At 72.7% G+C, this 23,986-nt stretch carries 20 protein-coding genes and 1 pseudogene; 10 read left to right on the top strand and 11 right to left on the bottom strand.

What is annotated here, in order from left to right; all coding sequences use genetic code 11:
* The first annotated feature begins 2 nt into the window (after positions 1-2).
* Positions 3-1,049, top strand: a complete 1,047-nt coding sequence (locus MILUP08_RS09615) for a LacI family DNA-binding transcriptional regulator (protein WP_007457059.1) — start codon at positions 3-5, stop codon at positions 1,047-1,049.
* Between the two features lie 54 nt (positions 1,050-1,103).
* Here the strand turns inward: MILUP08_RS09615 and MILUP08_RS09620 are convergent, their stop codons facing one another.
* Together MILUP08_RS09620 and MILUP08_RS09625 are read right to left on the bottom strand one after the other, a co-directional pair.
* Positions 1,104-2,312 carry an acyl-CoA dehydrogenase family protein gene (locus tag MILUP08_RS09620; protein WP_007457060.1) on the bottom strand — a complete coding sequence of 403 codons (1,209 nt, stop codon included), beginning with the start codon at positions 2,310-2,312 and terminating at the stop codon, positions 1,104-1,106.
* Positions 2,312-3,391, bottom strand: coding sequence for a phosphotransferase family protein (locus MILUP08_RS09625; protein WP_007457062.1), 1,080 nt, complete (start codon positions 3,389-3,391; stop codon positions 2,312-2,314). Before MILUP08_RS09625 ends, MILUP08_RS09620 begins: the two co-directional genes overlap by 1 nt.
* A gap of 150 nt (positions 3,392-3,541) precedes the next feature.
* Between MILUP08_RS09625 and MILUP08_RS09630 the strand changes: the two genes are divergently transcribed.
* A complete protein-coding gene (locus MILUP08_RS09630; RefSeq protein WP_007457065.1) occupies positions 3,542-4,243 on the top strand; it encodes an ACT domain-containing protein in 702 nt (233 codons plus the stop codon).
* A 111-nt stretch (positions 4,244-4,354) separates the two neighbouring features.
* The gene (locus MILUP08_RS09635) at positions 4,355-5,410 is read left to right on the top strand and encodes a GNAT family N-acetyltransferase (protein ID WP_007457066.1); all 1,056 of its coding nucleotides are present in this window, start codon (positions 4,355-4,357) and stop codon (positions 5,408-5,410) included.
* 82 nt (positions 5,411-5,492) lie between these two features.
* Here the strand turns inward: MILUP08_RS09635 and MILUP08_RS09640 are convergent, their stop codons facing one another.
* Positions 5,493-7,058, bottom strand: a complete 1,566-nt coding sequence (locus MILUP08_RS09640; protein ID WP_007457069.1) for an aldehyde dehydrogenase family protein — start codon at positions 7,056-7,058, stop codon at positions 5,493-5,495.
* A 331-nt stretch (positions 7,059-7,389) separates the two neighbouring features.
* Positions 7,390-8,187, bottom strand: coding sequence for an LPXTG cell wall anchor domain-containing protein (locus tag MILUP08_RS09645; protein WP_007457073.1), 798 nt, complete (start codon positions 8,185-8,187; stop codon positions 7,390-7,392).
* A 357-nt stretch (positions 8,188-8,544) separates the two neighbouring features.
* On the opposite strand from MILUP08_RS09645, the gene MILUP08_RS09650 reads away from it, so the two are divergent.
* On the top strand, positions 8,545-11,439 hold the full coding sequence (locus MILUP08_RS09650) for a glycoside hydrolase family 9 protein (RefSeq protein WP_007457075.1): 2,895 nt from the start codon (positions 8,545-8,547) through the stop codon (positions 11,437-11,439).
* Between the two features lie 258 nt (positions 11,440-11,697).
* Entirely contained in the window at positions 11,698-12,225 is a 528-nt protein-coding gene (locus MILUP08_RS09655) for a DUF488 domain-containing protein (protein ID WP_007457077.1), read from the top strand.
* 6 nt (positions 12,226-12,231) lie between these two features.
* Here MILUP08_RS09655 and MILUP08_RS37265 read toward each other — a convergent pair.
* Positions 12,232-12,369, bottom strand: a pseudogene (locus MILUP08_RS37265) (GNAT family N-acetyltransferase); the annotation flags it as partial.
* Between the two features lie 131 nt (positions 12,370-12,500).
* Between MILUP08_RS37265 and MILUP08_RS09660 the strand changes: the two are divergent.
* On the top strand, positions 12,501-15,002 hold the full coding sequence (locus tag MILUP08_RS09660) for a non-reducing end alpha-L-arabinofuranosidase family hydrolase (RefSeq protein WP_007457081.1): 2,502 nt from the start codon (positions 12,501-12,503) through the stop codon (positions 15,000-15,002).
* Between the two features lie 68 nt (positions 15,003-15,070).
* Here the strand turns inward: MILUP08_RS09660 and MILUP08_RS09665 are convergent, their stop codons facing one another.
* The 3 genes from MILUP08_RS09665 to bioB are packed head-to-tail and all read right to left on the bottom strand — an operon-like array spanning position 15,071 to position 16,798.
* Positions 15,071-15,577, bottom strand: a complete 507-nt coding sequence (locus tag MILUP08_RS09665; protein ID WP_007457082.1) for a GNAT family N-acetyltransferase — start codon at positions 15,575-15,577, stop codon at positions 15,071-15,073.
* A gap of 5 nt (positions 15,578-15,582) precedes the next feature.
* Positions 15,583-15,801, bottom strand: a complete 219-nt coding sequence (gene bsaP / locus MILUP08_RS09670; RefSeq protein WP_039905718.1) for a biotin synthase auxiliary protein BsaP — start codon at positions 15,799-15,801, stop codon at positions 15,583-15,585.
* A gap of 1 nt (position 15,802) precedes the next feature.
* Positions 15,803-16,798, bottom strand: coding sequence for a biotin synthase BioB (gene bioB, locus MILUP08_RS09675; protein WP_007457086.1), 996 nt, complete (start codon positions 16,796-16,798; stop codon positions 15,803-15,805).
* Between the two features lie 251 nt (positions 16,799-17,049).
* On the opposite strand from bioB, the gene MILUP08_RS09680 reads away from it, so the two are divergent.
* Genes MILUP08_RS09680 through MILUP08_RS09695 form a run of 4 tightly spaced genes read left to right on the top strand, consistent with a single transcriptional unit; the run spans position 17,050 to position 21,232 of the window.
* Positions 17,050-18,186 (top strand): 8-amino-7-oxononanoate synthase, encoded by a 1,137-nt coding sequence (locus MILUP08_RS09680; RefSeq protein ID WP_039907566.1) that lies wholly within the window; start codon positions 17,050-17,052, stop codon positions 18,184-18,186.
* Positions 18,187-18,212: 26 nt separating this feature from the next.
* Positions 18,213-18,917 carry a dethiobiotin synthase gene (gene bioD / locus MILUP08_RS09685; RefSeq protein ID WP_358107647.1) on the top strand — a complete coding sequence of 235 codons (705 nt, stop codon included), beginning with the start codon at positions 18,213-18,215 and terminating at the stop codon, positions 18,915-18,917.
* A gap of 54 nt (positions 18,918-18,971) precedes the next feature.
* Complete coding sequence (locus MILUP08_RS09690; RefSeq protein ID WP_237747046.1) at positions 18,972-20,558, top strand: sensor histidine kinase; 1,587 nt, start codon at positions 18,972-18,974, stop codon at positions 20,556-20,558.
* 56 nt (positions 20,559-20,614) lie between these two features.
* A complete protein-coding gene (locus MILUP08_RS09695; protein ID WP_039907571.1) occupies positions 20,615-21,232 on the top strand; it encodes a response regulator in 618 nt (205 codons plus the stop codon).
* A 31-nt stretch (positions 21,233-21,263) separates the two neighbouring features.
* On the opposite strand, the gene MILUP08_RS09700 is transcribed toward MILUP08_RS09695, so the two are convergent.
* From MILUP08_RS09700 to MILUP08_RS09710, 3 genes are all read right to left on the bottom strand, one after another.
* Positions 21,264-22,085, bottom strand: coding sequence for an ABC transporter permease subunit (locus MILUP08_RS09700; protein WP_007457097.1), 822 nt, complete (start codon positions 22,083-22,085; stop codon positions 21,264-21,266).
* Entirely contained in the window at positions 22,082-23,014 is a 933-nt protein-coding gene (locus MILUP08_RS09705; protein WP_007457099.1) for an ABC transporter ATP-binding protein, read from the bottom strand. The genes MILUP08_RS09700 and MILUP08_RS09705 overlap by 4 nt, the downstream gene beginning before the upstream one ends.
* 83 nt (positions 23,015-23,097) lie before the next feature.
* Positions 23,098-23,958, bottom strand: a complete 861-nt coding sequence (locus tag MILUP08_RS09710) for a polysaccharide deacetylase family protein (RefSeq protein ID WP_237747047.1) — start codon at positions 23,956-23,958, stop codon at positions 23,098-23,100.
* Positions 23,959-23,986 lie beyond the last annotated feature (28 nt).

Consider the following 23,986-nt stretch of genomic DNA (forward strand, 5'->3'; position numbering starts at 1 on the left):
CGATGACAACGCAGCGCACCCGGTCGCTCGGGCGCCCGACCCTCGACGCGGTCGCGGCGCGCGCCGGCGTGGGTCGAGGCACGGTCTCCCGCGTGGTCAACGGCTCGCCCCAGGTCAGCCCGGAGGCCCGGGCCGCGGTCCAGCAGGCCATCGCCGAGCTGGGGTACGTGCCGAACCGCGCCGCCCGCGCGCTCGTCACCCAGCGGACCGACTCCGTCGCCCTGGTGGTGTCCGAATCCGGCGAGCGGGTCTTCACCGAGCCGTTCTTCGCCGCGATCGTGCGGGGGATCAGCTCCGGTCTGCTGGAGACGCCCATGCAGCTCTGGCTGGCGATGGCCCAGTCGCCGGTCGAGCGGGAGCGCGTCGAGCACCACCTCACCAACCAGCACGTCGACGGCGTACTGCTGCTGTCGTTGCACGACTCCGACCCGCTGCCCACCCTGCTGGAGGAGCGCGGCCTGCCCGCGGTGCTCGGCGGCCGGCCGGCCCGGATGCTGCAACCCGGGGCGCAACCGGCCTGGTTCGTCGACGTGGACAACGTTGGCGGCGCACGGCAGGCGGTGGAGTACCTGACCGGTCAGGGGCGGCGGCGGATCGCCACCATCGCCGGCCCGCAGGACATGGGCGCGGGCCTGGCCCGTCTGGCCGGCTACACCGAGGCCGTCAAGGCCACCGGCGCCGGCGTCAACCCGGACCTGATCGCGTACGGGGACTTCAGCGAGGGCAGCGGCGCGACCGCCATGCGCCGGCTGCTGGACGCCTGCCCGGACCTGGACGCCGTCTTCGTCGCGTCCGACCTGATGGCGTTCGGCGCGCTGCGGACCCTGCGTGACGCCGGCCGGCGTGTCCCCGCGGACGTCGCCGTGATCGGCTTCGACGACGCGCCGGTCGCCCGGCAGGCGGATCCGCCGCTGACCACTGTGTTCCAGCCGGTGGAGGAGATGGGTCGGCAGATGGCCCGACTGCTTGTCGCCCGCATCCGCGGCGACGACCTTCCCGCCCCGCACATCCTCCTGGACACCCAACTGGTCCACCGCGCCTCCGCCTAGGGCCCGCCGCAGGCCGGCCCGGGGCTTTGACACGGGCCCTCAGCGGCGGTGGGTTCAGGCCCAGCGGCGGAGTTCGCGTTTGGCGAGGGAGTTGCGGTGCACCTCGTCGGGGCCGTCGGCGAGACGCAGGGTGCGGGTCTGCGCCCAGAGGGCGGCAAGTGGGGTGTCCTGGCTGACACCGGCGCCGCCGTACCCCTGGATGGCCTTGTCGATCACCCACTCCGCCATCGCCGGTGTGCCGATCTTGATGGCCTGGATCTCGGTGTGCGCCCCCTTGTTGCCGACGGTGTCCATCAGCCAGGCCGTCTTGAGCACCAGCAGGCGGGCCTGCTCGATGCGCACCCGCGACTCGGCGATCCACTCTCGGACGACGCCCTGCTCGGCGAGCGGCCGGCCGAACGCGACCCGCTCGTTGGCCCGGCGGCAGAGCAGCTCCAATGCCCGCTCAGCCATTCCGATCAACCGCATGCAGTGGTGGATCCGGCCCGGGCCCAGCCGCGCCTGGGCGATGGCGAAGCCGGTGCCCTCGGCGCCGATCAGGTTCTCCGCCGGAACCCGGACGTCTGTGAAGTCGATCTCGGCGTGCCCACCGTGTGAGCCGTCGGTGTAGCCGAAGACGGTCATGCCCCGACGGACGTGCACCCCGGGGGTGTCCCGGGGGACAAGCACCATGCTCTGCTGGCGGTGCCGATCGGCGTCCGGGTCGGTCTTGCCCATCACGATGAAGATCTCGCAGCGCGGGTCCATCGCGCCGGACGACCACCACTTGCGGCCGTTGATGACGTACTCGTCGCCGTCGCGGACGATCCGGGTGGCGATGTTCGTGGCGTCGGAGGACGCCACGTCCGGCTCGGTCATGCAGAACGCGGAGCGGATCTCGCCCTCCAGCAGCGGCATCAGCCAACGCTGCTGCTGCGCCGGGGACCCGAACTCGGCCAGCAGCTCCATGTTGCCGGTGTCCGGCGCCGCGCAGTTGACCGCCTCGGGCGCCAGGTGCGGGCTGCGCCCGGTCAGCTCGGCGAGCGGCGCGTACTGCAGGTTGGTCAGACCGGCGCCGTAGCGCGGATCGGGCAGGAACAGGTTCCACAGGCCGCGCTTGCGGGCCTCCGCCTTCAGCTCGGCCAGCACCGGGGTACGCGACCACGGGTCACCCGCGGCGACCTGCTCGGCGTGCACCGCCTCGGCCGGGTAGACGTGGTCGGTCAGGAACCGGGTCAGCTCGTCGCGCAGCTCCTCGGTCCGGGTGTCGTACGAGAAGTCCATCACCGCTCCCTGGCGGCGGTCAGCCCGTGCGCGACCAGCGGTGCCACCATCTCGCCGATCCGGTCGAAGCCCTCGCCGAGCGTCTGCCCGAGCGTGTGGCGGTAGTGGATGCCCTCGCAGATCACCGCGAGCTTGAAACAGCCAAGCGCCACGTGCCAGTGCAGCGGCCCGACGTCCACGTCGCTGCGCCCGGCGTACCGCTCGATCAGCTCGGCGCCGGTGGGGAAGCCGGCGCGCGGCCCGAGCCCGTCGGCGACCGGGTTGCCCTCGGCCGTGTCGCTGCCGCCGAGCACGTCCCAGTACGTCAGGAGCAGCCCCAGGTCGGCGAGGGGGTCGCCGAGGGTGGCCATCTCCCAGTCGAGGACGGCGTGCACGGCCACCGGGTCGGCCGAGGCGAGAAGATTGTCCAGTCGGTAGTCGCCGTGCACGATCCGGCCGGCGTTCGCGCCCTCCGGGGCGGTCGCGGCCAGCAGGTCACGCAGCTCGTCGATGCCGGGCAGGTCGCGGCTGCGCGAGCGGTCGAGCTGCCCGGCCCAACGGCGGACCTGCCGGGCCAGGTAGCCCTCGGGGCGGCCGAAGTCGCCGAGCCCGACGTCGGCCGGTTCGACGGTGTGCAGCGCGGCGAGCGTGTCCATCATCGCCATGGCGAGCGCCCGTCGTCGCTCGTCGCCGAGCGGGTCGGTCTGCGCGCGGGTGCGGAACACCTCGCCGGGCATCCGCTCCATGAGGTAGAACGGCGCGCCGATCACCTCGGGGTCGGTACAGAGCAGCAGCGCACCCGGCACCGGCACCTCGGTCGGGGCCAGCGCCGAGATCACCCGGAACTCGCGGGACATGTCGTGCGCGGTCGCCAGCACGTGCCCCAGCGGCGGCCGGCGCAGCACGACCTCCCGGTCGCCGAGGCGCAGCAGGTAGGTGAGGTTGGACTTGCCGCCCGCGATCAGGTCGGCGCGCACCGGTCCCACGGCCAGCTCGGGTCGGTGCGCCGCCAGATAGCCGGTGAGTCGATCGAGGTCGAGCCCGGCGGGGGAGGCCGGAACCACGCCCGGCCGGAGCGCGCTGACGGCCGGATCGGTCATCCGACTAGTTGATGGCAGGCCGCTCACGTTGTCAAGGTCAGATTTTCCCCTCGGGACATGCCTCGGCAACAGGGACGAAATGGTCAACAGGCAGGCTGTGACGCAGCCTGCCGGCCGCTTGTCGCCGGCCCGCCGAGCGGAGGGACAGACATGTTGCTGCGAGTTCGGGTCACCCTGCCGGACCGTCCGGGCACCCTCGGCCAGGTCGCCCGCACGCTGGGCGTCTCCGGCGCGGACATCGTCCAGGTGGTGGTCCTCGAGCGTCTCGGCGGGCGCGCGGTGGACGACTTCACCGTGGTGTGGCCCGGCGCGGCTCGGGTCGAGCGGCTGCTGGCGGGCCTCGCGGCGATTCCGGGCGTGCGGGTGGACGGGGTGTGGCGGGCGATCGGCGCGCCCACCACCACCGGCCAGGACGCGGAGTTGCTGGCGCAGGTCGCGGCCAATCCGGCCGACGGGCTGGCGACCCTTGTCGACGCCGTGCCGGGGCTGCTGGCGGCCGACTGGGCGGTCGCCGCGGTGGTCCCGGTGGACTGGGCGTCCCGCAGCGGGGGTGGTGGTGCCACCGTGGGCCACGCGAGCTGGCGTGCCCCCGTGCCGACGCGGTTGCCCGAGGTGACCCCGCTGCGTGGCCGGTCGATGACCACGCCCGACGGCACCCACCACGCGATCGCCCCGTTCGGCCGGGCCGGCCTGGTGCTGGTGGTGGCCCGGGAGCACAACGACACCCTCTGCGCCGCGAATTTCCACAGCACCGAGGTCGACCGGCTCACCCAGCTCGTCCGCGCCAGCGCGGTGATCCTCGGCGACCGACTGGACCTGGTCGGCACGCCGCCGGTGGTCGCCGGTCCCTGAGCACGTCGCCGGCCCTGAGCGGCCCCAGGGCCTGTTCCCGGGCCGACACGGCCGAGCAACCGGGCGGCAACAGCCGGGGGCGAGGCTCTGAGGTGGGGAAGGGAGCCAACCATGACGTTGTGGCGGATTCGGGCCACCGTGGACGACCGGCCGGGTTACCTGTCGGTTCTCACGGCGAGCCTCGCGCTGCGTGGGGTCAACATCCTCAGCGTGCAGGTGCAGCCCACCGAGCAGGGCGCGGTGGACGATTTCCTGGTCGACGCGCCGGACGCGCTCGACGAGGCCGAGTTGATCGCGGCCGTCGAGCGGGGTCGTGGTCGGGACTGCTGGGTGGCGCGCAGCGAGGCGCGCGGCCTGGCCGACCAGCCGACCCGGGTCCTCGGACTGGCAAACCGGCTGGTGCGTGACCCGGACGCGGCGGGTGCGGCGCTGCGGACCCTGCTCGGCGCCGACTCGGTCAGTTGGCGGCCGGCGTCGACAGGCGACGAACGGGGCATCACCGGCACCACAATGCTGCTGGCCGACCCGGCGGGCGGCACGTTCGCGCTGCGCCGGGCCGCGCCCGCCTTCACCCCGGCGGAGTACGCCCGCGCGCAGGCCCTTGTCGAACTGGCCGCGACCGTGGTGCGTCGGGCCGCCGAACAGGTCACAGTGGTGCTGCCCGACGGTGCCGAGGTGACCGTGCGGCCGGCCTGCGCGGACGACCTGTCCGCCGTGGTGGAGCTGCACGAGGGGTGCTCGCCACGCAGCCGGCAACGGCGTTACCTGGGCGGGGCGGCTCTGCCGCGGCCGGCCCGCCTGCGCCGGCTGCTGGAGCCGAGTCGCGGGCTGACCCTGGTCGCCACGACCACCGACGGGGCCGGCGGGCTGGTCGCGATGGCGAACCTGACCGGCGAGGGCGACGAGGCCGAGGTGGCGCTGCTGGTACGCGACGACTGGCAGCGCCGCGGCCTGGGCTCGACGCTGCTGCGGCGGCTGGTCCGGCACGCCGACGAGGCCGGGTACGCGGCGCTGGTGCTGCACGTCCAGGCCGACAACGCCCCGATGCTGCGGACGCTGCACCGGCTGGGCCGGCCCGCCGCGGCGGAGCGCGACGGTGGGCTGCTCACCCTCACCGTTCCGCTCACCGCGGATCGCACGGGCGTGTCCCTGACGTCGGGAGCGTAGGGAGGGCCCTGGTCACCCGGTGTGCGGCAGGGCCCCTCGCCCCGCACGAGGCGTCGACGAGGGGCCCCTCCCGGCACAGCGGTCAGGTGGCGGGGTAGCTGGTGTAGTCGGGGAAGTTGCCGTAGAGCCGGCCGTCGCCGCCCACCGTGACCGCCTGCACCAGCAGGTCGCCGCCGACGAACGCGCCCTTCCAGGACGCGCCCCGGCCCCCGAACGGCTCGTCCCGGTCGCCGCGCGAGCGCGGCTTGTTGATGCCCACCTTGAACGCCTGGAGGTCCACCGCGAGCTTGCCGGCCTCGTCGGTGTCGTCGCAGGCCAGCGATGCGACGAGCGCGCCGTTGGAGGCGTTCATCGCGGCCAGCAGCTCGTCGGTGGTGTCCACCACGACGATCGTGTCGACCGGGCCGAACGGCTCGGCGTGCATCAGCCGGGACCGGCCGGGCGGGGCGAGCAGCACCGACGGCGCCGCGTACGCCGAGGTGTCCTGCCCGGGCAGGAACGGCGCTCCGGTCAGCTTGCCCCGGTGCAGCGGCACCGCGCCGCCGCGTACCGCCTCGTCGACCTTCCGGCGCAGCTCGTCGGCCTTGGCGGCGCTGATCAGCGGCCCGAAGTCCAGCTCGGGCAGCGGGTCACCGGCCGTCCAGTCGTCCCCGACCGCGAGGGGGTGACCGAACCGGACCGAGCGCACGACCGGCAGGTACATGTCGAGGAACTCGTCGACCAGGTCGCGCTGCACCACGAACCGGGGGTACGCGGTGCAGCGCTGCTTGCCGTACTCGAAGCCCTTCTTCAGGTGCGCGGCGAGCAGGTCCCACTGGGAGAAGTTCCAGATGCCCCAGGCGTTGAGGCCCTCCTGCTCGATGAAGTGCCGCTTGTCGCTGTCGAGCAGCGCGGCGGCCACCTTGCCGCCGTTCGAACGGCCGCCGACGAACGCCACCGCCCCGATCTCGGGTGCCCGGACGAGCACCTCGGACAGCTCCTCGCCGCCGCCGGACACGAGGGTGGCGGGCAGGCCGGCGCGGCGCAGCAACGCGTGCGCGACGGTCAGGCAGACGGCGCCGCCCTGGGACGGGGTCTTGGCGATGACCGCGTTGCCGGCCAGCAGTTGGACCAGTTCGGCGTGCACGAGGACGCTCATCGGGTAGTTCCACGAAGCGATGTTGCTGACCGGACCGGCCAGGGGCTCGCGGCCGTCGGCGAGCATCCGGTCGATCTCGCCCGCGTACCAGCGGACGCCGTCGAGGGCCCGGTCCACGTCGGCGCAGGCCAGCCGCCACGGCTTGCCGATCTCCCAGACGAGCAGCAGCGCGAGCAGGTCACGGTGGGCCGTGAGGGCGTCCAGGGCGTCGGAGACCCGGGCCTTGCGGTCGGCCAGCGGAGTACGCGCCCAGGCCCGGTGCGCGGCGGCGGCGTGCGCGACCGCGGCGCGGGCGGTGTCGGCGTCCAGCCTCGACAGGTTGATGACGACGCTGTTGTCGACGGGAGTGCGGCCCGGCGCCGGGTGGCCGACGGCTCTCCACTCACCCTCGACGAGGTTGTGCAGCGTGACGACGCCGTCCACCTCGGCGCCGAACGCCTCGGGTGTGGCGGCGACCGCCCGGGCGAGGACGTCGGACCAGGCGGTGCCGTCGGCGAGTCGTAGTGCCATCGCGTTCTCCTCAGGGTTGACCGGGGAGCGGCGGCGTCGACGGCACCGCTGATGAGCCGTACTGTCTCGCGCTCGGTAGTCGGTCAGCAACCGTACGTCTGTCTGGCTGGACGTCGGCCGCCCGAAGCCGCTCGATGGCCGACTCGGAGAGAGGGGCCGCGACCAGCCAGGATGGCAATCGACTCATTGACGTGTGTAAATGATGTGAGGTTGTTGGCTGGGTTACCCGTGAGTACGAAAGTCGGGCGGGGCGTCCGGTGTGGAGGCAGGCGAAACGCCCACGACCGGTCCTCGGGGCGATGTCCGGGGGCCGGTCGTGGGCGTTCGTCGATCAGCTGGTGAAGGTGATCCGGTCGCGACGGCGACGCATCATCAGCAGGGCGCCGCCGGCGATCAGGGCGACACCGCCGAGTGCGAAGCTGGTGACGGCCACGCCGGTGAGCGGGAGGCTGCCACCGTTGTCGCCGCCGCCCGCCCCTCCCGGGGTCGAGGTCGATCCGCCGGGCGCGGTGGACTCCGACGGCGGGACCGACTCCGACGGCGGGACCGAGCCCGACGGCGTCGACGTGGCCGGGGTGGTAGGCGTCGGCGAGCCCGTGGTCGGCGTCGGCGTCGGGGACTCCGTGCTCGGCGTGGTCGGCGTCGGGGTCGGCGACGCCGTGGTGCCGGTGCCGGCGCACGTGTGGCTGAGGTTGAACTTGTCGCCCTCGCCGCTGACCAGGGCGCTGCCGCCGGTAAGCGTCCACCCCGACGGGGTGAAGAGATAGGCGTGCTTCACCTGCTTGTCGCCGCCGCCGTTGGCGGACAGGAAGTCGGTGTACGCGTCCGCGGGGTTCGGCACGGTCACCGTCACGGAGACGCTTGCGGTGTCCTTGAAGGTCAGGGTCAGGCTCTGGAAGTCGCCGGCCTGCTTGGTGGGCAGCACGAAGTGCCAGCCGTCCTGGTTGGTGGGTCGCGTACCGAACCTGGGGTCCCGACACTCCTGCTGGAACGTCCCGGCCGTCGCGCCGGCGTGAGCGGGGTTGAGGGGAACGACGCTCGATGCCCACGCCGGGGAGGCGATGGCGAGAACGGCCGTGGCGGCGGCGGTGGAGACTGCCGTGCGCGTCAGGCGCCGACGCAGTGGCATGAGGATTCCTCCGGTACTGGTCGAGGGGGCCGCTCATGATCCCATTCCTGGGGCCCGCCGGCGGCATCGGCCAACCGGCCTGAGCTGGGGCGACGTCTCGGTCGGGAAGTCCCTGCCGGGTCGGTGTTCCGTGCCGCCGCGCGCGTGTCGCCGTAACGCCCGGGAGTGCCGTGGCGCTGGCCCGCAACACGGGCTTCCCAATCGACGACGTGCACATTACATTGTCGGTTATCCATGGGAGCGCTTCCACGACTCCCCGTGGTCACACCGCCACCCCGCTGTCGCCGGTGGCCGTGCCGCCCCCACGCCGTCCCGCGTCGGTGCGACCGCCGGCGGCGCCTCCGACAGGAGCCCTTCATGCGCCACCTCACGCGGCCGTCCACCGGCCACCCCGGCCGGTCGCCGGTCGCCGACCAGCCCTGGCCCCGGCGGTTGCTGGCCGCCGGTGTCGCCCTGCTCACCGGGCTGTCCCTCGCGGTCACCGCGCCGGCCGGGCCCGCGTCCGCCGCGCCGGCCTTCAACTACGCCGAGGCGTTGCAGAAGTCGCTGCTCTTCTACGAGGCGCAGCAGTCCGGCAAGTTGCCCGACTGGAACCGGGTCTCCTGGCGCGGCGACAGCGCGCTCACCGACGGCGCCGGCGCGGGGCTGGATCTCACCGGCGGTTGGTACGACGCCGGCGACCACGTGAAATTCGGTTTCCCGATGGCGTTCAGCGCCACCATGCTCGCCTGGGGTGCGGTGGAGTACCGCAGCGGCTACACCTCGTCGGGGCAACTGCCGCACCTGCTCAACAACCTGCGGTTCGTCAACGACTACTTCATCAAGGCGCACCCGTCGGCGAACGTCCTCTACGGTCAGGTCGGCAAGGGCGACGACGACCACAAGTGGTGGGGTCCGGCCGAGGTGATGCCGATGGCGCGGCCCGCGTACAAGATCGATGCGAGCTGTGGCGGCGCGGACCTGGCGGGGGAGACGGCGGCCGCGATGGCCGCGTCCTCGATGGTGTTCCGGCCCACCGACGCGACCTACGCCGACAAGCTGCTCACCCACGCCCGGCAGCTCTACACCTTCGCCGACACGGTGCGGAAGTCCTACAGCGAGTGCATCACCGACGCGGCGTCGTTCTACAAGTCGTGGAGCGGCTGGCAGGACGAGCTGGTGTGGGCCGCCATCTGGCTCTACCGGGCCACCGGCGACGCCAGCTACCTGACCAAGGCCGAGAGTGAGTACGACAAGCTCGGCACCGAACCCCAGTCCACCACGCGTTCCTACAAGTGGACCATCGCCTGGGACAACAAGCAGTTCGGCGCGTACGTGCTGCTGGCGAACCTGACCGGCAAGCAGAAGTACGTCGACGACGCCAACCGCTGGCTGGACTACTGGACCGTCGGGGTGAACGGGCAGCGGGTTCCGTATTCCCCCGGTGGGATGGCGGTGCTCGACTCCTGGGGCGCGCTGCGCTACGCGGCCAACACGTCCTTCGCCGCGCTTGTCTACAGCGACAAGACCACCGACGCCACCCGCAAGGCGCGCTACCACGACTTCGCCGTCCGGCAGATCAACTACGCGCTCGGCGACAACCCGCGCAGCTCCAGCTACGTCATCGGGTTCGGCGCCAACGCACCGAAGAACCCGCACCACCGCACCGCGCACGGGTCCTGGTGGGACAGCCAGACCGTGCCCGTGCAGACCCGGCACACCCTCTACGGCGCGCTTGTCGGCGGCCCGTCCTCGGCAAACGACGCGTACAACGACAGCCGGTCCGACTACGTGATGAACGAGGTGGCCACCGACTACAACGCCGGCTTCACCTCGTCGCTGGTGCGGCTGACCTCCGAGTACGGCGGCACCCCGCTGGCCAACTTCCCGGTCGCCGAGACGCCCGACATGGACGAGCTGACCGTGGAGACCACAGTGACGCAGGCCGAGCCGCGGGCCACCGGGCTCAAGGTGATGGTCTACAACAAGTCGGCGTTCCCGGCCCGGGCCCTCACCAACGGCAAGTTCCGGTACTACTTCCGGCCCGACGGCACCGGCAGCGTGCAGGTCACCCCCGGCTACACCCAGGGTTGCCCGTCCCCGACCACTGCCAAGCAGTTCAGCGGCGACATCTGGTACGTCGAGGTCGACTGCACCGGGTACACCATCGCTCCGGCCGGTCAGTCGCAGCACCGGATGGAGGTCCAGTTCAAGATCGGCGTGCCGGAGGGCGGCACCTGGGACCCGACCAACGACCCGTCGTACCAGGCCACCGCCGGGCCCAACCGGAAGGTGCCGCTCTACGCCGGCACCACCCGCGTCTGGGGCGACGAGCCGGGTCCGGTCGTGCCGGACACCACCGCGCCGAGCGTCCCGGGCACGCCTGTCGCGTCCGGCCTCGCGCCCCGCTCGGTCACCCTGACCTGGGCCGCTTCCACCGACAGTGGTGGCAGCGGGCTGGCCGGCTACGACGTCCGTGAGGTCCTGGTCGGCGGCGACACGGTGGTGAACCGGCCCGTCACCGGCACCACGCTGACCATCTCGACGCTGCTGCCGGAGCAGACGTACCAGTTCAGCGTCGTGGCCCGTGACGGCGCCGGCAACCGGTCGGCGGCGTCACCGGTGCTCACCGTGACCACGCCGCCGACCGGCTCGGCCGACACGACGGTGCCGAGCACGCCCGGCACTCCGGTCGCCTCGGCGGTCACCGCCACCGGGCTCACCCTGGCCTGGACCCCGTCGACCGACAACGTGGGCGTCACCGGCTACCGGGTCTACCGCGAGGCCGGCGCCACCGACGCGCTCGTCGGCTCGCCGAGCGGCAGCACGCTCGCCGTCACCGGGCTGACGGCCTCGACGGCGTACCAGTTCTACGTGGTGGCCGTCGACGCGGCGGGCAACACCTCCGCGGCGTCCGCGCCGGTCGCGGTGACCACCGCGCCCCCGCCGGTCGGCGGCACCTGCTCGGTGGGGTACGCCACCACCGACTGGAGCACCGGCTTCACCGCCACGGTGACGATCACCAACACCGGCGCCACCGCGATCAACGGCTGGACGTTGCGGTTCAGCTTCGGCAGTGGGCAGACCGTCAGTCAGGGCTGGTCGGCGACGGTCAGCCAGACCGGCGCGGCGGTCACCGCGACGAACCTGTCGTACAACGGCACGATCGCGCCGGGCGCGTCGGCGAGCTTCGGCTTCAACGGCAACCACACCGGGACCAACCCGAAGCCCACGGCCTTCACCGTCAACAACGCCACCTGCACGGTGGCCTGACCCGAGCCACGACCAGATCGTGGACAGTTTCCGTCGAGCGTCGACGGAAACTGTCCACGATCTGCGCCCGCGTACGCGCACCGTCGTACCCGGGATGACGTCGCCGGGCGCCGGGGTGTTCGCCACCAACGCCGCCCGGCGGGTGCCGCAGCGGTCGGAACCCACCGCACCGCTCGCCTGACCCCGGATCGTGGACGGTTGCCGTGCTCTCGCCGCGGACCGGGGATAAGCCGGCGGGATTCTGGGCATGCCAGCGTCGTGGGAGGGTTGCTGACTGTCGGGCACGGCACCGCCGACCGGGTGCGGCTGGGCGACCTGCTGGCCGAGGCCGGGGTGGACCTGGTGGTGGACGTGCGGCGGTACCCGGCCAGCCGCACCACCCAGGACGTCCGGCGGGAGGAGCTTGAGCGGTGGTTGCCCGAGCGGGGCATCGACTACCGCTGGGAGCCGCGCCTCGGCGGACGCCGGCACACCCCCGCCGGAGAGCCGGAGCCGGACACCTGGTGGACGGTCGCGGCCTTCCGGGCGTACGCCAGGTACACCCGCACACCGGAGTTCGAGGCGGCGCTGGCCCAGGTGCTGGCGGACGCGGGCCGGCGGAGCACCGCGGTGATGTGCAGCGAGAGCCTCTGGTGGCGCTGCCACCGTCGGCTGATCGCCGACGTCGCGGTGCTCGGCCACGAGACGCCGGTGACGCACCTCCTGCCGGGCGGACGACTCAGCCCACACCAGCCCGCCGAGGGCGCACGCCGGCGGCCGGACGGGCACGTGTACTGGGTTGGTTGAGCCCTGTCACTCCGTGAGGTCGTCGGCGAGCAGGTCAATGAGCAGGGCGTCGTGCCAGCGGCCGTCCTCGCCCCGCTGGTAGCGGCGCATGATGCCCACGGGACGGAAGCGCGGCTCCAGCGTCCCGGCCGCCGCAGCGTAGTTCCGAAACTTTTCCGAAACATCTTTGCCGGGTCGGCATGTGGTGAAAGCATCGACTGAGTTAGATACCACCACTGAGACATCCGGTCGTCCCCGCCTCGGCGGCCCGGGTGTCGGCCAACAAGGAGACCGAGATGGCAATGAGCCCATCCGTTCATCAGGGCGGGGCTCGGCGACGGCGATCGCCCGCCGTCCGAGCGCTGCTCGCCGGCGCGTTCAGCGTCGTGACCGTAGCCGCCGTCGCGGTGATGATGCCCTCGGCGAACGCCGCCGCGACCACGCTCGGCGCGGCCGCCGCGCAGTCGGGCCGGTACTTCGGCACGGCGATCGCGGCGGGCCGGCTGGGCGATTCCACGTACAGCACGATCGCGGCGCGTGAGTTCAACATGATCACGGCCGAGAACGAGATGAAGCCGGACGCGACGGAGCCCCAGCGGGGCCAGTTCAACTTCAACTCCGGTGACCAGATCTACAACTGGGCGACCCAGCGTGGCCTGAAGGTCCGTGGGCACACCCTGGCCTGGCACGGGCAACAGCCGGGGTGGATGCAGAGCCTGAACGGCAGCGCCCTGCGTCAGGCGATGATCGACCACATCAACGGCGTGATGGGCCACTACCGGGGCAAGCTCGCCGCGTGGGACGTGGTGAACGAGGCGTTCAACGAGGACGGCAGCCGTCGTTCGTCGAACCTCCAGGGCACCGGCAACGACTGGATCGAGGTGGCGTTCCGCACCGCGCGGGCGGCCGACCCGTCGGTCAAGCTCTGCTACAACGACTACAACATCGAGAACTGGTCGTACGGCAAGACGCAGGGCGTCTACCGCATGATCCAGGACTTCAAGTCCCGTGGCGTGCCGATCGACTGCGTCGGGTTGCAGACCCACTTCACCGGCGGCAGCTCGCTGCCGAGCAACTTCCAGACCACGCTGTCCAGCTTCGCCGCGCTCGGCGTGGACGTGGCGCTGACCGAGGTCGACGTCACCAACTCCTCCACCACCCAGTACGCCGGGCTGACCCAGGCGTGCCTCAACGTGCCGCGCTGCATCGGCATCACCGTCTGGGGCGTACGCGACAGCGACTCCTGGCGCTCCAACGAGAGCCCGCTGCTCTTCGACGGCGGCGGCAACAAGAAGGCCGCCTACAACTCCGTCCTCAACGCGCTCAACGCGGCCCCCCCGACCTCGAGCCCGACCGCCAGCCCGACGGTGAGCCCGACCGTGAGCCCGACGGTGAGCCCGACCACGAGCCCGCCGCCGAGTGGCGGCACCGGCCGGATCACCGGTGTGCAGTCGGGACGCTGCATCGACGTGCCCAACGCCACCCAGACCAACGGCACACGCGTCCAGCTCTACGACTGCAACAGTCAGTCGAACCAGCAGTGGACGTACACCGCGAGCAAGCAGTTGCGGGTCTACGGCAGCAAGTGCCTCGACGCGAACGGCGCGGGCTCGGCGAACGGCACCGGAATCATCATCTGGGACTGCAACGGCCAGCCGAACCAGCAGTGGAACATCAACTCCAACGGCACCATCAGCGGCGCGCAGTCCGGCCGGTGCCTGGACGTCTGGGGCACCGGCAACGGCCAGCAGGTTCAGCTGTACGACTGCCACGGGCAGACCAACCAGCAGTGGCGGACCGACTTCGGTGGCACCACGCCGCCGACGTCGACCCCGCCAACGTCGACGCCTCCGACGTCGACGCCGCCCACCACGGCGCCGCCGGGCGGCTGCGCGCTCCCGTCGACCTACCGGTGGTCGTCGACAGGCGCGCTGACGAGCCCGAAGAACGGCTGGCTCTCGGTCAAGGACTTCACAAACGTCGTCTACAACGGCAAGCACCTGGTCTACGCGTCGAACGTCAACAGCAGCGGCTCGTACGGCTCGATGAACTTTGGCCTGTTCACCAACTGGTCCGACATGGCCTCGGCCAGCCAGACCGGAATGAGTCAGGGCACGGTGGCGCCCACGCTGCTGTACTTCGCCCCGAAGAACATCTGGGTGCTGGCGTACCAGTGGGGACCGACCTCGTTCAGCTACAAGACGTCGAGCGACCCGACCAACGCCAACGGCTGGTCCTCGGCGCAGACGCTGTCCACCGCCAACCTCCCGGACGCCCCGTACGGCGTGATCGACCAGACCCTCATCGGCGACGACCAGAACATGTACCTGTTCTTCGCCGGGGACAACGGCAAGATCTACCGGTCGAGCATGCCGCTCGGGAACTTCCCGGGCAGCTTCGGCTCGAGCTACACGACTGTCATGACCGACTCGACGAACAACCTGTTCGAGGGCGTCGAGGTCTACAAGGTGCAGGGCCAGAACCAGTACCTCATGCTCGTCGAGGCGATCGGAAGCCAGGGGCAGCGCTACTTCCGGTCGTTCACGTCCAGCAGCCTGGGCGGCTCGTGGACCCCGCAGGCCGCCAGCGAGAGCAACCCCTTCGCCGGCAAGGCCAACAGCGGCGCGACGTGGACCAACGACATCAGCCACGGTGACCTGGTCCGCACCAACCCCGACCAGACCAAGACCGTCGACGCCTGCAACCTGCAGTTGCTGTACCAGGGCAAGGACCCCAACGCGAGCGGCGACTACAACCGGCTGCCGTGGCGGCCGGGTGTGCTGACCCTCCAGCGCTAGGCGTCACTCCGTTCGCGGAGAACCGGGGCGTGTCCGGCACCGTGCGGTGCCGGGCACGCCCGTCCCATTCAGCCGGCCAGGTCCTCGGCGAGCAGGTCCATCAGCAGGGCGTCGTGCCAGCGGCCGTCCTCGCCCCGCTCGTAGCGGCGCATGATGCCGACCGGGCGGAAGCCCACCTTGGCGTACGCCCGGATGGCCGCGCTGTTGGCGGCGGCCGGGTCGATGGTGAACCGGTGGTGGCCGTACTCGTCGATCAGGTGCCGGGCCAGGGTGCGGATGGCGTCCCCGCCCAGACCCGCGCCGCGCGCCGCCGGGTCGAGGAAGATGTCCAGGCTGGCGTGCCGGTAGTCCGGGTCCGGTTCGGCGTACCACTGGATCGCGCCGATCAGCCGGCCGTCGTGCTCGATGGCGTACAGGGCGAGGTCGTCGTCGTTGAGGTCGGCCTGGACGGCGGCGGCCAGGTCGTCGCCGCCGCGCCACCACCGGCGTACCTCCGGGTCGGCCCGGATCGACGCGAGGGCCGGCACGTCAGCGACCGTCGCCGGTCGGAGGGTCACCGCACGCCCACGCAGCATCGGGCTCAGCCTCGACTCTCGCCGTGCTCGACGCACACCGCCGACCAGCCGACCGGCAGCACCTGCACCTTCATCCGGCGTCGGCAGCGCGGGCAGTAGCGCGGCGGCTCCAGCGTCCGGGCCACCGCGCACGACTCGTGCCCGGTGGCCGACGCGTCCTCGCCGCAGCGGTCACACCAGCGCTGCGCTGCCACAACCTCGGTCACGTCGTCCTCACCGGTCAGCTCAGAGGGTCGCGGACAGGGCCTTGACCGGCATCTTCAGCTCGTCGAGCAGGTCGAGGTCGGCGGTCGCCGGCCGGCCCAGGGTGGTCAGGTAGTTGCCGACGATCACCGCGTTGATGCCGCCGAGCAGACCGTCGCGGGTGCCCAGGTCACCGAGGGTGATCTCCCGGCCTCCCGCGTACCGGAGGATGGTGCGCGGCATGGCCAGCCGGAACGCGGCGATGGCCCGCAGCGCGTCCTTGCCCTCCACCACCGGTCGGTCGCCGAGCGGGGTGCCGGGGCGCGGGTTGAGGAAGTTGAGCGGCACCTCGTGCGGGGCCAGCTCGGCGAGTTGCGCGGCGAACTCGGCCCGCTGCTCGACGGTCTCGCCGAGGCCGAGGATGCCGCCGCAGCACACCTCCATGCCGGAGTCGCGGACCATGCGCAGCGTCTCCCACCGCTCCTCCCAGGAGTGGGTGGTGACCACGTTCGGGAAGTACGACTTGCAGGTCTCCAGGTTGTGGTTGTAGCGGTGCACGCCCATGTCGACCAGGTCGTCGACCTGCTCCTGGGACAGCATCCCCAGCGACGCGGCGACCTGGATGTCGACCTCTGCCTTGATGGCGGCGACGCCCTCGCGCATCTGCTTCATCAGCCGGTCGTCCGGGCCACGCACCGCCGCGACGATGCAGAACTCGGTCGCCCCGGTCTTCGCCGTCTGCTTCGCGGCCTCGACAAGCGACGGGATGTCCAGCCAGACCGAGCGCACCGGAGAGGTGAACAGGCCCGACTGCGAGCAGAAGTGGCAGTCCTCCGGGCAGCCGCCGGTCTTGAGCGAGACGATGCCCTCGACCTCGACCTCCGGGCCGCACCACCGCATCCGCACGTCGTGGGCGAGCTGGAGGGCGGCGGGCAGGTGCTCGTCGGGCAGGTTCAGCACGGCGAGGACGCCGGCCTGGTCGAGGCCGACGCCGTCACCCAGGACCTGGGTGCGGGCCTGGTCGAGGATCTCTGGCATGGCTCGTACCCTACAAGGCCCCCGGTCAGGCGGGTACGACCTGCCGTCCGGTCGATCTCCACCAGCGACGCCGGGTCAACGGCGCAGTGGCAGCGTGTCACCGGCTGTTGACGTTACGTGGTCGCACACTTCTCGGCTTCGTCCCTGGGTGGCCCCGGGTGCCGTGGATTCGCCGGGTCGGTGGCGGCGGGTGGTAATTTCGCCCGGCGGGTGTCGGCGTGACCGGCGCGGACGGCGGTGAAGGGGTGACGGTGGCGGACTGGCTGGCGGCGCTCGATCGTCGCGCGCAGTTGCGGGCGAAGGCCGGCCTGACCCGTCGGCTGCACCCGCGTCCCGCCGACGACCGGATGACCGACCTCGCCGGCAACGACTACCTCGGCCTGGCCACCCACCCGGAGGTCACGGCCGCGGCCACGGCGGCGCTGTCGGCGTACGGGCTGGGGGCGACCGGGTCGCGGCTGGTGCGCGGCTCGACCGACGCGCACGAGGCCCTGGAGGACGAGCTGGCGCAGTGGCTGGGCACCGACCGGGCACTCGTCTTCTCCTCCGGATACCTGGCCAACCTCGGCGCGCTGCGGGCCCTCGTCCAGCCCCGGACCCTGCTCGTCTCGGACGCCCACAACCACGCGTCGCTCATCGACGGCTGCCGGATCTCCGGCGCGGAGACGGTGGTCAGCGCGCACGCCGACGTGACGGCGGTGGCCGCCGCGCTGGCCGTGGCGCCGGGACGTCCGGCGGTGGTGGTCACCGAGTCGGTCTTCTCGGTCGACGGCGACCTCGCGCCGCTGGCCGAATTGCACGCGGTGGCCCGTCGCTACGGCGCGCTGCTGCTTGTCGACGACGCGCACGCGCTCGGCGTGACCGGTCCGTCCGGGGCCGGCGCGGTCGCGGCCGCCGGGCTGGCCGGCGAGCCGGACGTCGTGGTCACCGCCACCCTCTCCAAGGCGCTCGGCGGTGCGGGTGGGGTGGTCGCCGGCCCGGCGGAGTTCGTCCGACACCTGGTCGAGACCGGCCGTACGTTCATCTTCGACACCGCCCTGCCGCCGGCCGTCGCGGCCGGTGTGCACGCCGCGCTGCGGCTGGCCCGGGCCGGCGACGACATGCGTGCCGAGCTGGCCGACCGGGTGGCGTTGGCGGTCGGTCGACTGGGCGCGGCCGGCCTGGCCGTCTCCGCGCCGGACGCGGCGGTGATCTCGGTGGCGGCGCCCGGCCCGGAGGCGGCGACCGCCTGGGCGGCCGACTGCCGGGACCGGGGAGTCGCGGTGGGCTGTTTCCGGCCGCCCTCCACCCCGGACAGCCGCTCCCGGCTGCGCCTCACCGTCAGCGCCGGGGTGCCCCGGGTGGATTTCGAGCGGGCGTTGGACGTCATCGTGGAGTGTGCGCCGTGAGCGCCGTGAGCGCGTGGGAGGGGCCGGTGCTGGTCACCGGCACCGACACCGAGGTGGGCAAGACGGTGGTCACGGCGGCGATCGCGGCGGCCGCGCAGGCCGCCGGCCTGCGGGTGGCGGTCGTCAAGCCGGGTCAGACCGGCACGGCCGGTGGGGAGCCGGGCGACGTGGACGCGGTCAATCGGCTGGCGGCTCCGCTGACGGGTCGTACGCTTGCCAGTTTTCCGGATCCGCTCGCCCCGCTGGCCGCCGCGCGGGTCGCGGACCTGCCGCCGCTTGAGTTGTACGCGGCGGTGGATGCCGTCCGGGAGGAGGCGGACAAGCACGACCTGGTCCTGGTCGAGGGGGCCGGTGGCCTGCTGGTGCCGATGGGGCTGCGTCCGTCCGGCGAGCCGTGGACGATGGCCGACCTGGCGGTGTCGCTCGGCGCGCCGGCGGTGGTGGTCACCCGCGCCGGGTTGGGCACGCTCAACCACACCGCGCTGACCCTGGAGGCGCTGGACCGTCGGGCGGTGCCGGCCGGCGTGGTGATCGGCGCCTGGCCGGCGTCGCCGGAGCTGGTGCACTGGACGAACCTGACCGACCTGGTGCCGAACCTGCTGGGCGCGGTGCCGGCCGGCGCGGGCGCGATCGATCCGGGGGTGTTCCGGCGGTCGGCGCCGGGCTGGCTCACTCCGGCGCTGCACGGGGTGCTCGACGACTGGCGCGTCTGGGCCGAGGAGAGCAGCTGAACACCTGACTTTCGTCGGTGTCCGCGCAGGTCGGGCGTGGGTAGCCTGGCCGCCGTGAGGATCCTGGACCGGTTGCTGCCCGGACGGTGGCGGCGTCCGCTGCTGGACGTGCTGCTCTGGGCGGTGGTGGCCGCTCCGATCGCGGCTGCCCGGCTGAGTCCGCCGTACCCGCGTTTCGACGTGGCGTTGCTGCTCGGCTCGCTGGCGCTGTTGGCGGCCGCGGTGGCGTCGGCGCGGCGCTGGCCGCTGGTGGGGTTGCTGCTGGTGGTGCTCGGTTCGCTTGTGGACGGCAACTTCGTCTTCGCCATCCCGGTGTTCAGCTATCTGAGCGGGCGGCGCAGTGCGGGCGCCGCGCCGGCGGCAGTGCTGTTCGGCGTGATCGCCCTCGGCGGCACGGTGTTGAACCTGGGGTTGCTCGGCACCGGGGCGGCGACCTGGTTCCTGCTCGCTTCGGTGCTGCTGTTCGCCGGGGTGTTCCCGTGGCTGGTGGGTCGCTACCGGCGGCAGCAGCAGGCGCTTGCCGACGCCGGGCGCCGGCACGTCGAGGCGCTGACGCGCGAGCGGCGGGGCGCCGCGGAGCGGATCCGGCTGCGGGAGCGGGCCCGGATCGCCGAGGAGATGCACGACTCGCTCGGTCACGACCTCAGCCTCATCGCCGTACGGGCCGCCGCCTTGGAACTGGCCGACGACCTCGCCCCGGAGCACCGGACGGCGGTGGGGGAGCTGCGGGCCAGCGTCGCGGCGGCGACCGAACGGCTGCACGGCATCATCGGGGTGCTGCGGGAGGAGGGCGGTCCGGCCGGCGTCCGCCCGGTGGGGGAGACCGTCGTCGACCTGGTGGCCGGGGCCCGCGAGGCCGGGATGGCGGTACGGCTGGACGCCCCGCCCGACACCGTGGAGTTGCCCGGGATGACCGGGTCCGCCGCCCATCAGGTGGTGCGGGAGGCGCTCACCAACGCGGCCCGGTACGCCCCGGGCGCGCCGGTGACCGTCACCCTCGCCCGCGACGCGGACGGGGTCGAGGTACGGGTGCGTAACGCGTCGGCGCCGGCCGGCCCGCTGCCCCGACCGGCCTCCTCGGGGAGCGGGCTGCTGGCCCTCGCCGAGCGGGTCCGGCTGGCCGGTGGCGTACTGGATGCCGGTCCGGGCTCCGACGGTGGCTTCGCGGTGCGCGCCCGGCTGCCGTTGCCCGCCGAGGCGCACTCCGGCGCGGGATGGTCGGCGGTGCCCGTTCCGGTGTGGGCCGTGCCCGACGGCACGGGTACCGCCCTGGTCGGCGGCGGCCCGGAACGGCCGGCGGACGCCGAGCGTCGGCTGCGCGAGGCGCGTCGTCGGGCCCGGCGCAGCCTGCTGACGGCGCTCGCCGCCCCGGCCGGCTTCGGGCTCGTCCTGTCTCTGCTCTACTACTCCTTCGCCACGGCCGGGACGGTGCTTGACGAGTCGGCGTACGACCGGATGCGGCCCGGGACCGAACGCGCCGACCTGCCCGGTCTGCCCCGCCGGCAGCTAACCCCGCCGCTCGGTGCGTCGGCGCCGGGGTGCGAGTACTACACCGACGGCAACTTCCCCCTCGCCGAGCCGACGTGGCGGCTCTGCTTCACCGACGGCCGGCTGGCCAGCAAGGAGCGGATAGCGTCGTGAACACCGACACGGCCGTGCCGACACCGGTCCGGGTGGTCCTCGCCGACGACGAGGCGATGATCCGGGCCGGCGTCCGGGCCATCCTCGCCGCCGATCCGGGCATCGAGGTGGTCGCCGAGGCCGGCGACGGGCGGGCCGCGGTGGAGTTGGTCCGCGCGCACCGACCCCGGGTGGCGTTGCTGGACATCCGGATGCCCTGGTTGGACGGACTGGCGGCGGCGGCCGAGATCCACCGGGTCGCGCCGGCCACCGCGACGCTCATGTTGACCACCTTCGGCGAGGACGACCACGTGGCCCGGGCGCTCGGGCACGGCGCGAGCGGGTTCCTGCTCAAGTCCGGCGACCCGCGCGAGCTGATCGCCGGGGTGCACGCGGTGGCGGACGGCGGGGCGTACCTGTCGCCGCGGGTGGCCCGCCGGGTGATCGAGCTGGGGGCCGGGCGGCTGGCGCGCCGACCCGCCGCGCGGGACCGGACGGCAGGGCTGACCGAGCGGGAACGTGAGGTGCTGGCCCTGGTCGGGGCGGGGCTGTCCAACGCGGAGATCGCCCGCCGGCTGCACCTGGTGGAGGGCACCGTGAAGAGCTATCTGACAAGCATCTTCACCCGACTGGACGTGCGTAACCGGGTGCAGGCGGCGATCCTCGCGTACGAGGCGGGGTTGGTCGAGCGGTGAGCGGGGGCCGCGAGGGCCCCCGCTCAGTGCCTCAGGCGTCGCGGCGGCGCAGGGCGGCCCGACCGAGCAGTAGGGCGGCTCCCGCCCAACCGACGAGCACCAGCAACCCCACCGCGCCCGGGTACGGGTCGGTGTCGCCGGCCATGAAGTGCCCACCGGCCACGCCGGGGAACGCGTCCGCGATCCGGTTCAGGACTGCGATGTCCGGCTCCTGCAGGGACAGCGGCACGATCATCAGGGTGGCGAAGAGCACGACGATCGTGAGCACCGCGCTGCGCAGTGCCGCGCCGAGGCCGAGCGCGAGGACGCTGACCAGGGCCAGGTAGGTCGCCACCGCCACGATGTCGCCGATCGTGCCGGCGGTCGGCGCGCTGCCCCACTCGCCGAGTACCGGCCGGGCGACCAGGGCGCCGACACCGCCGAGCAGCAGTCCGAGAACGAAGGTGACGGCGCCGGCCACCACGGCCTTGGCCAGGAGCACCCGGCCGCGTGCCGGGGTGCACTGCAGGGTCGTCCGGATGGTGCCGCTGGTGAACTCCGTGGTGATGGCGAGCAGTCCCAGTGCCAGCACGGCGTACTGGGTCAGCTCGACCGCGTCGATCAGCACGCTGCCGACGGCGACGATGCCGGGGTTGTCGGCCGGGTCGTCGTTGGTGTTGGCGTTGGCCGCGTAGATGGCGAGTTGTCCGGCGCTCGCGGCCATCACGAGCAGCCCGGCCAGCATCGTCCACCAGGTGCTGCGTACCGAGACCAGCTTGGTCCACTCGGCGGCCACCGCCGCGCGGAAGGCGGCCGGCGCGCTGAGCGCCGGCGCGACGGTGGGACGGCTGCCCACCACGGTCTGCGTGCTCATCGCGCGTCACCTCCGGTCGGGCCGCCGGCGTACTCGACGCTGTCGGCGGTCAGCTCCATGAACGCCTGCTCCAGCGACGCGCCGTGCGGGCTCAGCTCGTGCAACCGCACCCCCAGCTCGTACGCCAGGTCACCGATCCGGTCGACGGTGGTCCCGGTGACGGTCAGCTCGTCCGGGCCGGCCGGTTCGACGATGGCGCCGTGCGCGCCCAGACGTGCGGCGAGGGTGGCGAGCCCCTCCGGGTGCGGGCTGCGGACCCGCACGGCCTGCCCACTGCCCGCGATGACGTCGCCGACCGGGGCGTCGGCGAGCAGTCGTCCCCGGCCGATCACCACGAGCTGGTCGGCGGTGAGCTGCATCTCGCTCATCAGGTGGCTGGAGACGAAGACCGTGCGGCCCTGCCCGGCCAGGGAGCGCAACAGGTGCCGCACCCAGCGCACCCCGTCCGGGTCGAGGCCGTTCACCGGCTCGTCGAACATCAGCACCGGCGGATCGCCGAGCAGCGCCCCGGCGATGCCGAGCCGCTGGCCCATGCCCAGGGAGAGGGTACGGCCCGGTTTGGCGGCGGCACTCCCGTCCAGCCCGACGGTGTCGAGCACCTCGTCGACCCGCCGGGCGGAAATGCCGTTGCTGCGGGCCATGGCCAGCAGGTGTGCCCGCCCGGAGCGGGCCGGGTGGACGGCTCGGGCGTCGAGCAGGGCGCCCACCTCGTGCAGCGGTCGCCGCAGCTCCCGGTACGACCGGCCGTCGACGAGCGCCGTTCCGGAGGTGGGCCGGTCCAGGCCGAGGATCATCCGCATGGTGGTGGACTTGCCGGCGCCGTTGGGGCCGAGGAAACCGGTGACCCGACCGGGTGCGATGTCGACGGTCAGCGCGTCGACGGCGACTGTCGCCCCGAACCGTTTCGTCAACCCACGTAATGTGATCATGCGCTGACGCTAGGCGTCCGGCACGTCGGCCCGCCGCGCCCGAAGGGCAGCACCCGACCCTGACTTTCGTCAGGCCGCCCGGGTCAGCGGATGTAGTCCTCAAGCAGCGCCGGGGTGAGCCCCGCCCGGTGGATCGCCTTCAGCGCCGCGAGGAGGTCGTCCATCAGCGCCGGTCGGAAGTGCATCAGCAGCACGTCGCCGGGTTGGACCACCTTCTCCGGGGTCTGGTAGCGCACCTTGCCCTCGTGGACGGTCTCGGACCAGTGCAGGACCGCCTTCGCGCCACAGTCCCGAGCGGCGGTCAGCGTGGTGCTGTCGTACTCGCCGAACGGGGGGCGGAACAGGGTCGCCCGCTTGCCGAACAGCGTCTCCAGCTTGTCCGCGGCGCCGCAGATCTCCTGCCTCTGGTAGTCGTACGATCGGCCGGCCAGCGAGGTGTGCCTGACCGTGTGGTTCTCGACGATCCCGCCGGCCACCTGGATCTGCCGGAAGTAGTCGTCGTGCTCCTCGGCCGCCGGAGAGTTCAGGAACATCGTGACCGGGATGTGCGCCCGCCAGATGAAGTCGGCCACCGCGGGCGGGCGGGCCAGCCCACCGTCGTCGATGGTGATGAAGGCGACCTTCTGGTCGGTCGGCAGGCGGTGCCAGAACGGAATCGCCCCGGTCGCGGTCAACGGCACCGGCTGCGGAGGTGGCGCCTCGGGAAAGGTCGGCGCCTGGGACACGTACCAGTCCAGGCTTCCGGGGGCGGGCGGGGCCGTCGTCGTCGGCGCGGCCGACGGGGACGGCGACGTCGACGGCATGGGCGTCGGGACCGACGGGCTCGGCGGGGCCGCGGTGATCTGCCGGGCGTGGAACACCGGTCGGGCTGCGCAGGCGCTCAGCGTCAGCAGGGCCAGAAGCGTTGCGGCGGCGAGGATCCGACGCGCAGAGGTGGCGGACACGCCCGGAAACATACCGAGTCACGGGCAG

It is taken from the genome of Micromonospora lupini str. Lupac 08, assembly GCF_000297395.2.
Classification (GTDB): domain Bacteria; phylum Actinomycetota; class Actinomycetes; order Mycobacteriales; family Micromonosporaceae; genus Micromonospora; species Micromonospora lupini.

Excerpts from the sequence above, each read along its gene's own strand:
- MILUP08_RS09615 (WP_007457059.1), top strand. The coding sequence starts at position 3 with ATGACAACGCAGCGCACCCGGTCGCTCGGGCGCCCGACCCTCGACGCG.
- MILUP08_RS09620 (WP_007457060.1), bottom strand. The coding sequence starts at position 2,312 with ATGGACTTCTCGTACGACACCCGGACCGAGGAGCTGCGCGACGAGCTG.
- MILUP08_RS09625 (WP_007457062.1), bottom strand. The coding sequence starts at position 3,391 with ATGACCGATCCGGCCGTCAGCGCGCTCCGGCCGGGCGTGGTTCCGGCC.
- MILUP08_RS09630 (WP_007457065.1), top strand. The coding sequence starts at position 3,542 with ATGTTGCTGCGAGTTCGGGTCACCCTGCCGGACCGTCCGGGCACCCTC.
- MILUP08_RS09635 (WP_007457066.1), top strand. The coding sequence starts at position 4,355 with ATGACGTTGTGGCGGATTCGGGCCACCGTGGACGACCGGCCGGGTTAC.
- MILUP08_RS09640 (WP_007457069.1), bottom strand. The coding sequence starts at position 7,058 with ATGGCACTACGACTCGCCGACGGCACCGCCTGGTCCGACGTCCTCGCC.
- MILUP08_RS09645 (WP_007457073.1), bottom strand. The coding sequence starts at position 8,187 with ATGCCACTGCGTCGGCGCCTGACGCGCACGGCAGTCTCCACCGCCGCC.
- MILUP08_RS09650 (WP_007457075.1), top strand. The coding sequence starts at position 8,545 with ATGCGCCACCTCACGCGGCCGTCCACCGGCCACCCCGGCCGGTCGCCG.
- MILUP08_RS09660 (WP_007457081.1), top strand. The coding sequence starts at position 12,501 with ATGGCAATGAGCCCATCCGTTCATCAGGGCGGGGCTCGGCGACGGCGA.
- MILUP08_RS09665 (WP_007457082.1), bottom strand. The coding sequence starts at position 15,577 with ATGCTGCGTGGGCGTGCGGTGACCCTCCGACCGGCGACGGTCGCTGAC.
- bioB (WP_007457086.1), bottom strand. The coding sequence starts at position 16,798 with ATGCCAGAGATCCTCGACCAGGCCCGCACCCAGGTCCTGGGTGACGGC.
- MILUP08_RS09695 (WP_039907571.1), top strand. The coding sequence starts at position 20,615 with ATGATCCGGGCCGGCGTCCGGGCCATCCTCGCCGCCGATCCGGGCATC.
- MILUP08_RS09700 (WP_007457097.1), bottom strand. The coding sequence starts at position 22,085 with ATGAGCACGCAGACCGTGGTGGGCAGCCGTCCCACCGTCGCGCCGGCG.
- MILUP08_RS09705 (WP_007457099.1), bottom strand. The coding sequence starts at position 23,014 with ATGATCACATTACGTGGGTTGACGAAACGGTTCGGGGCGACAGTCGCC.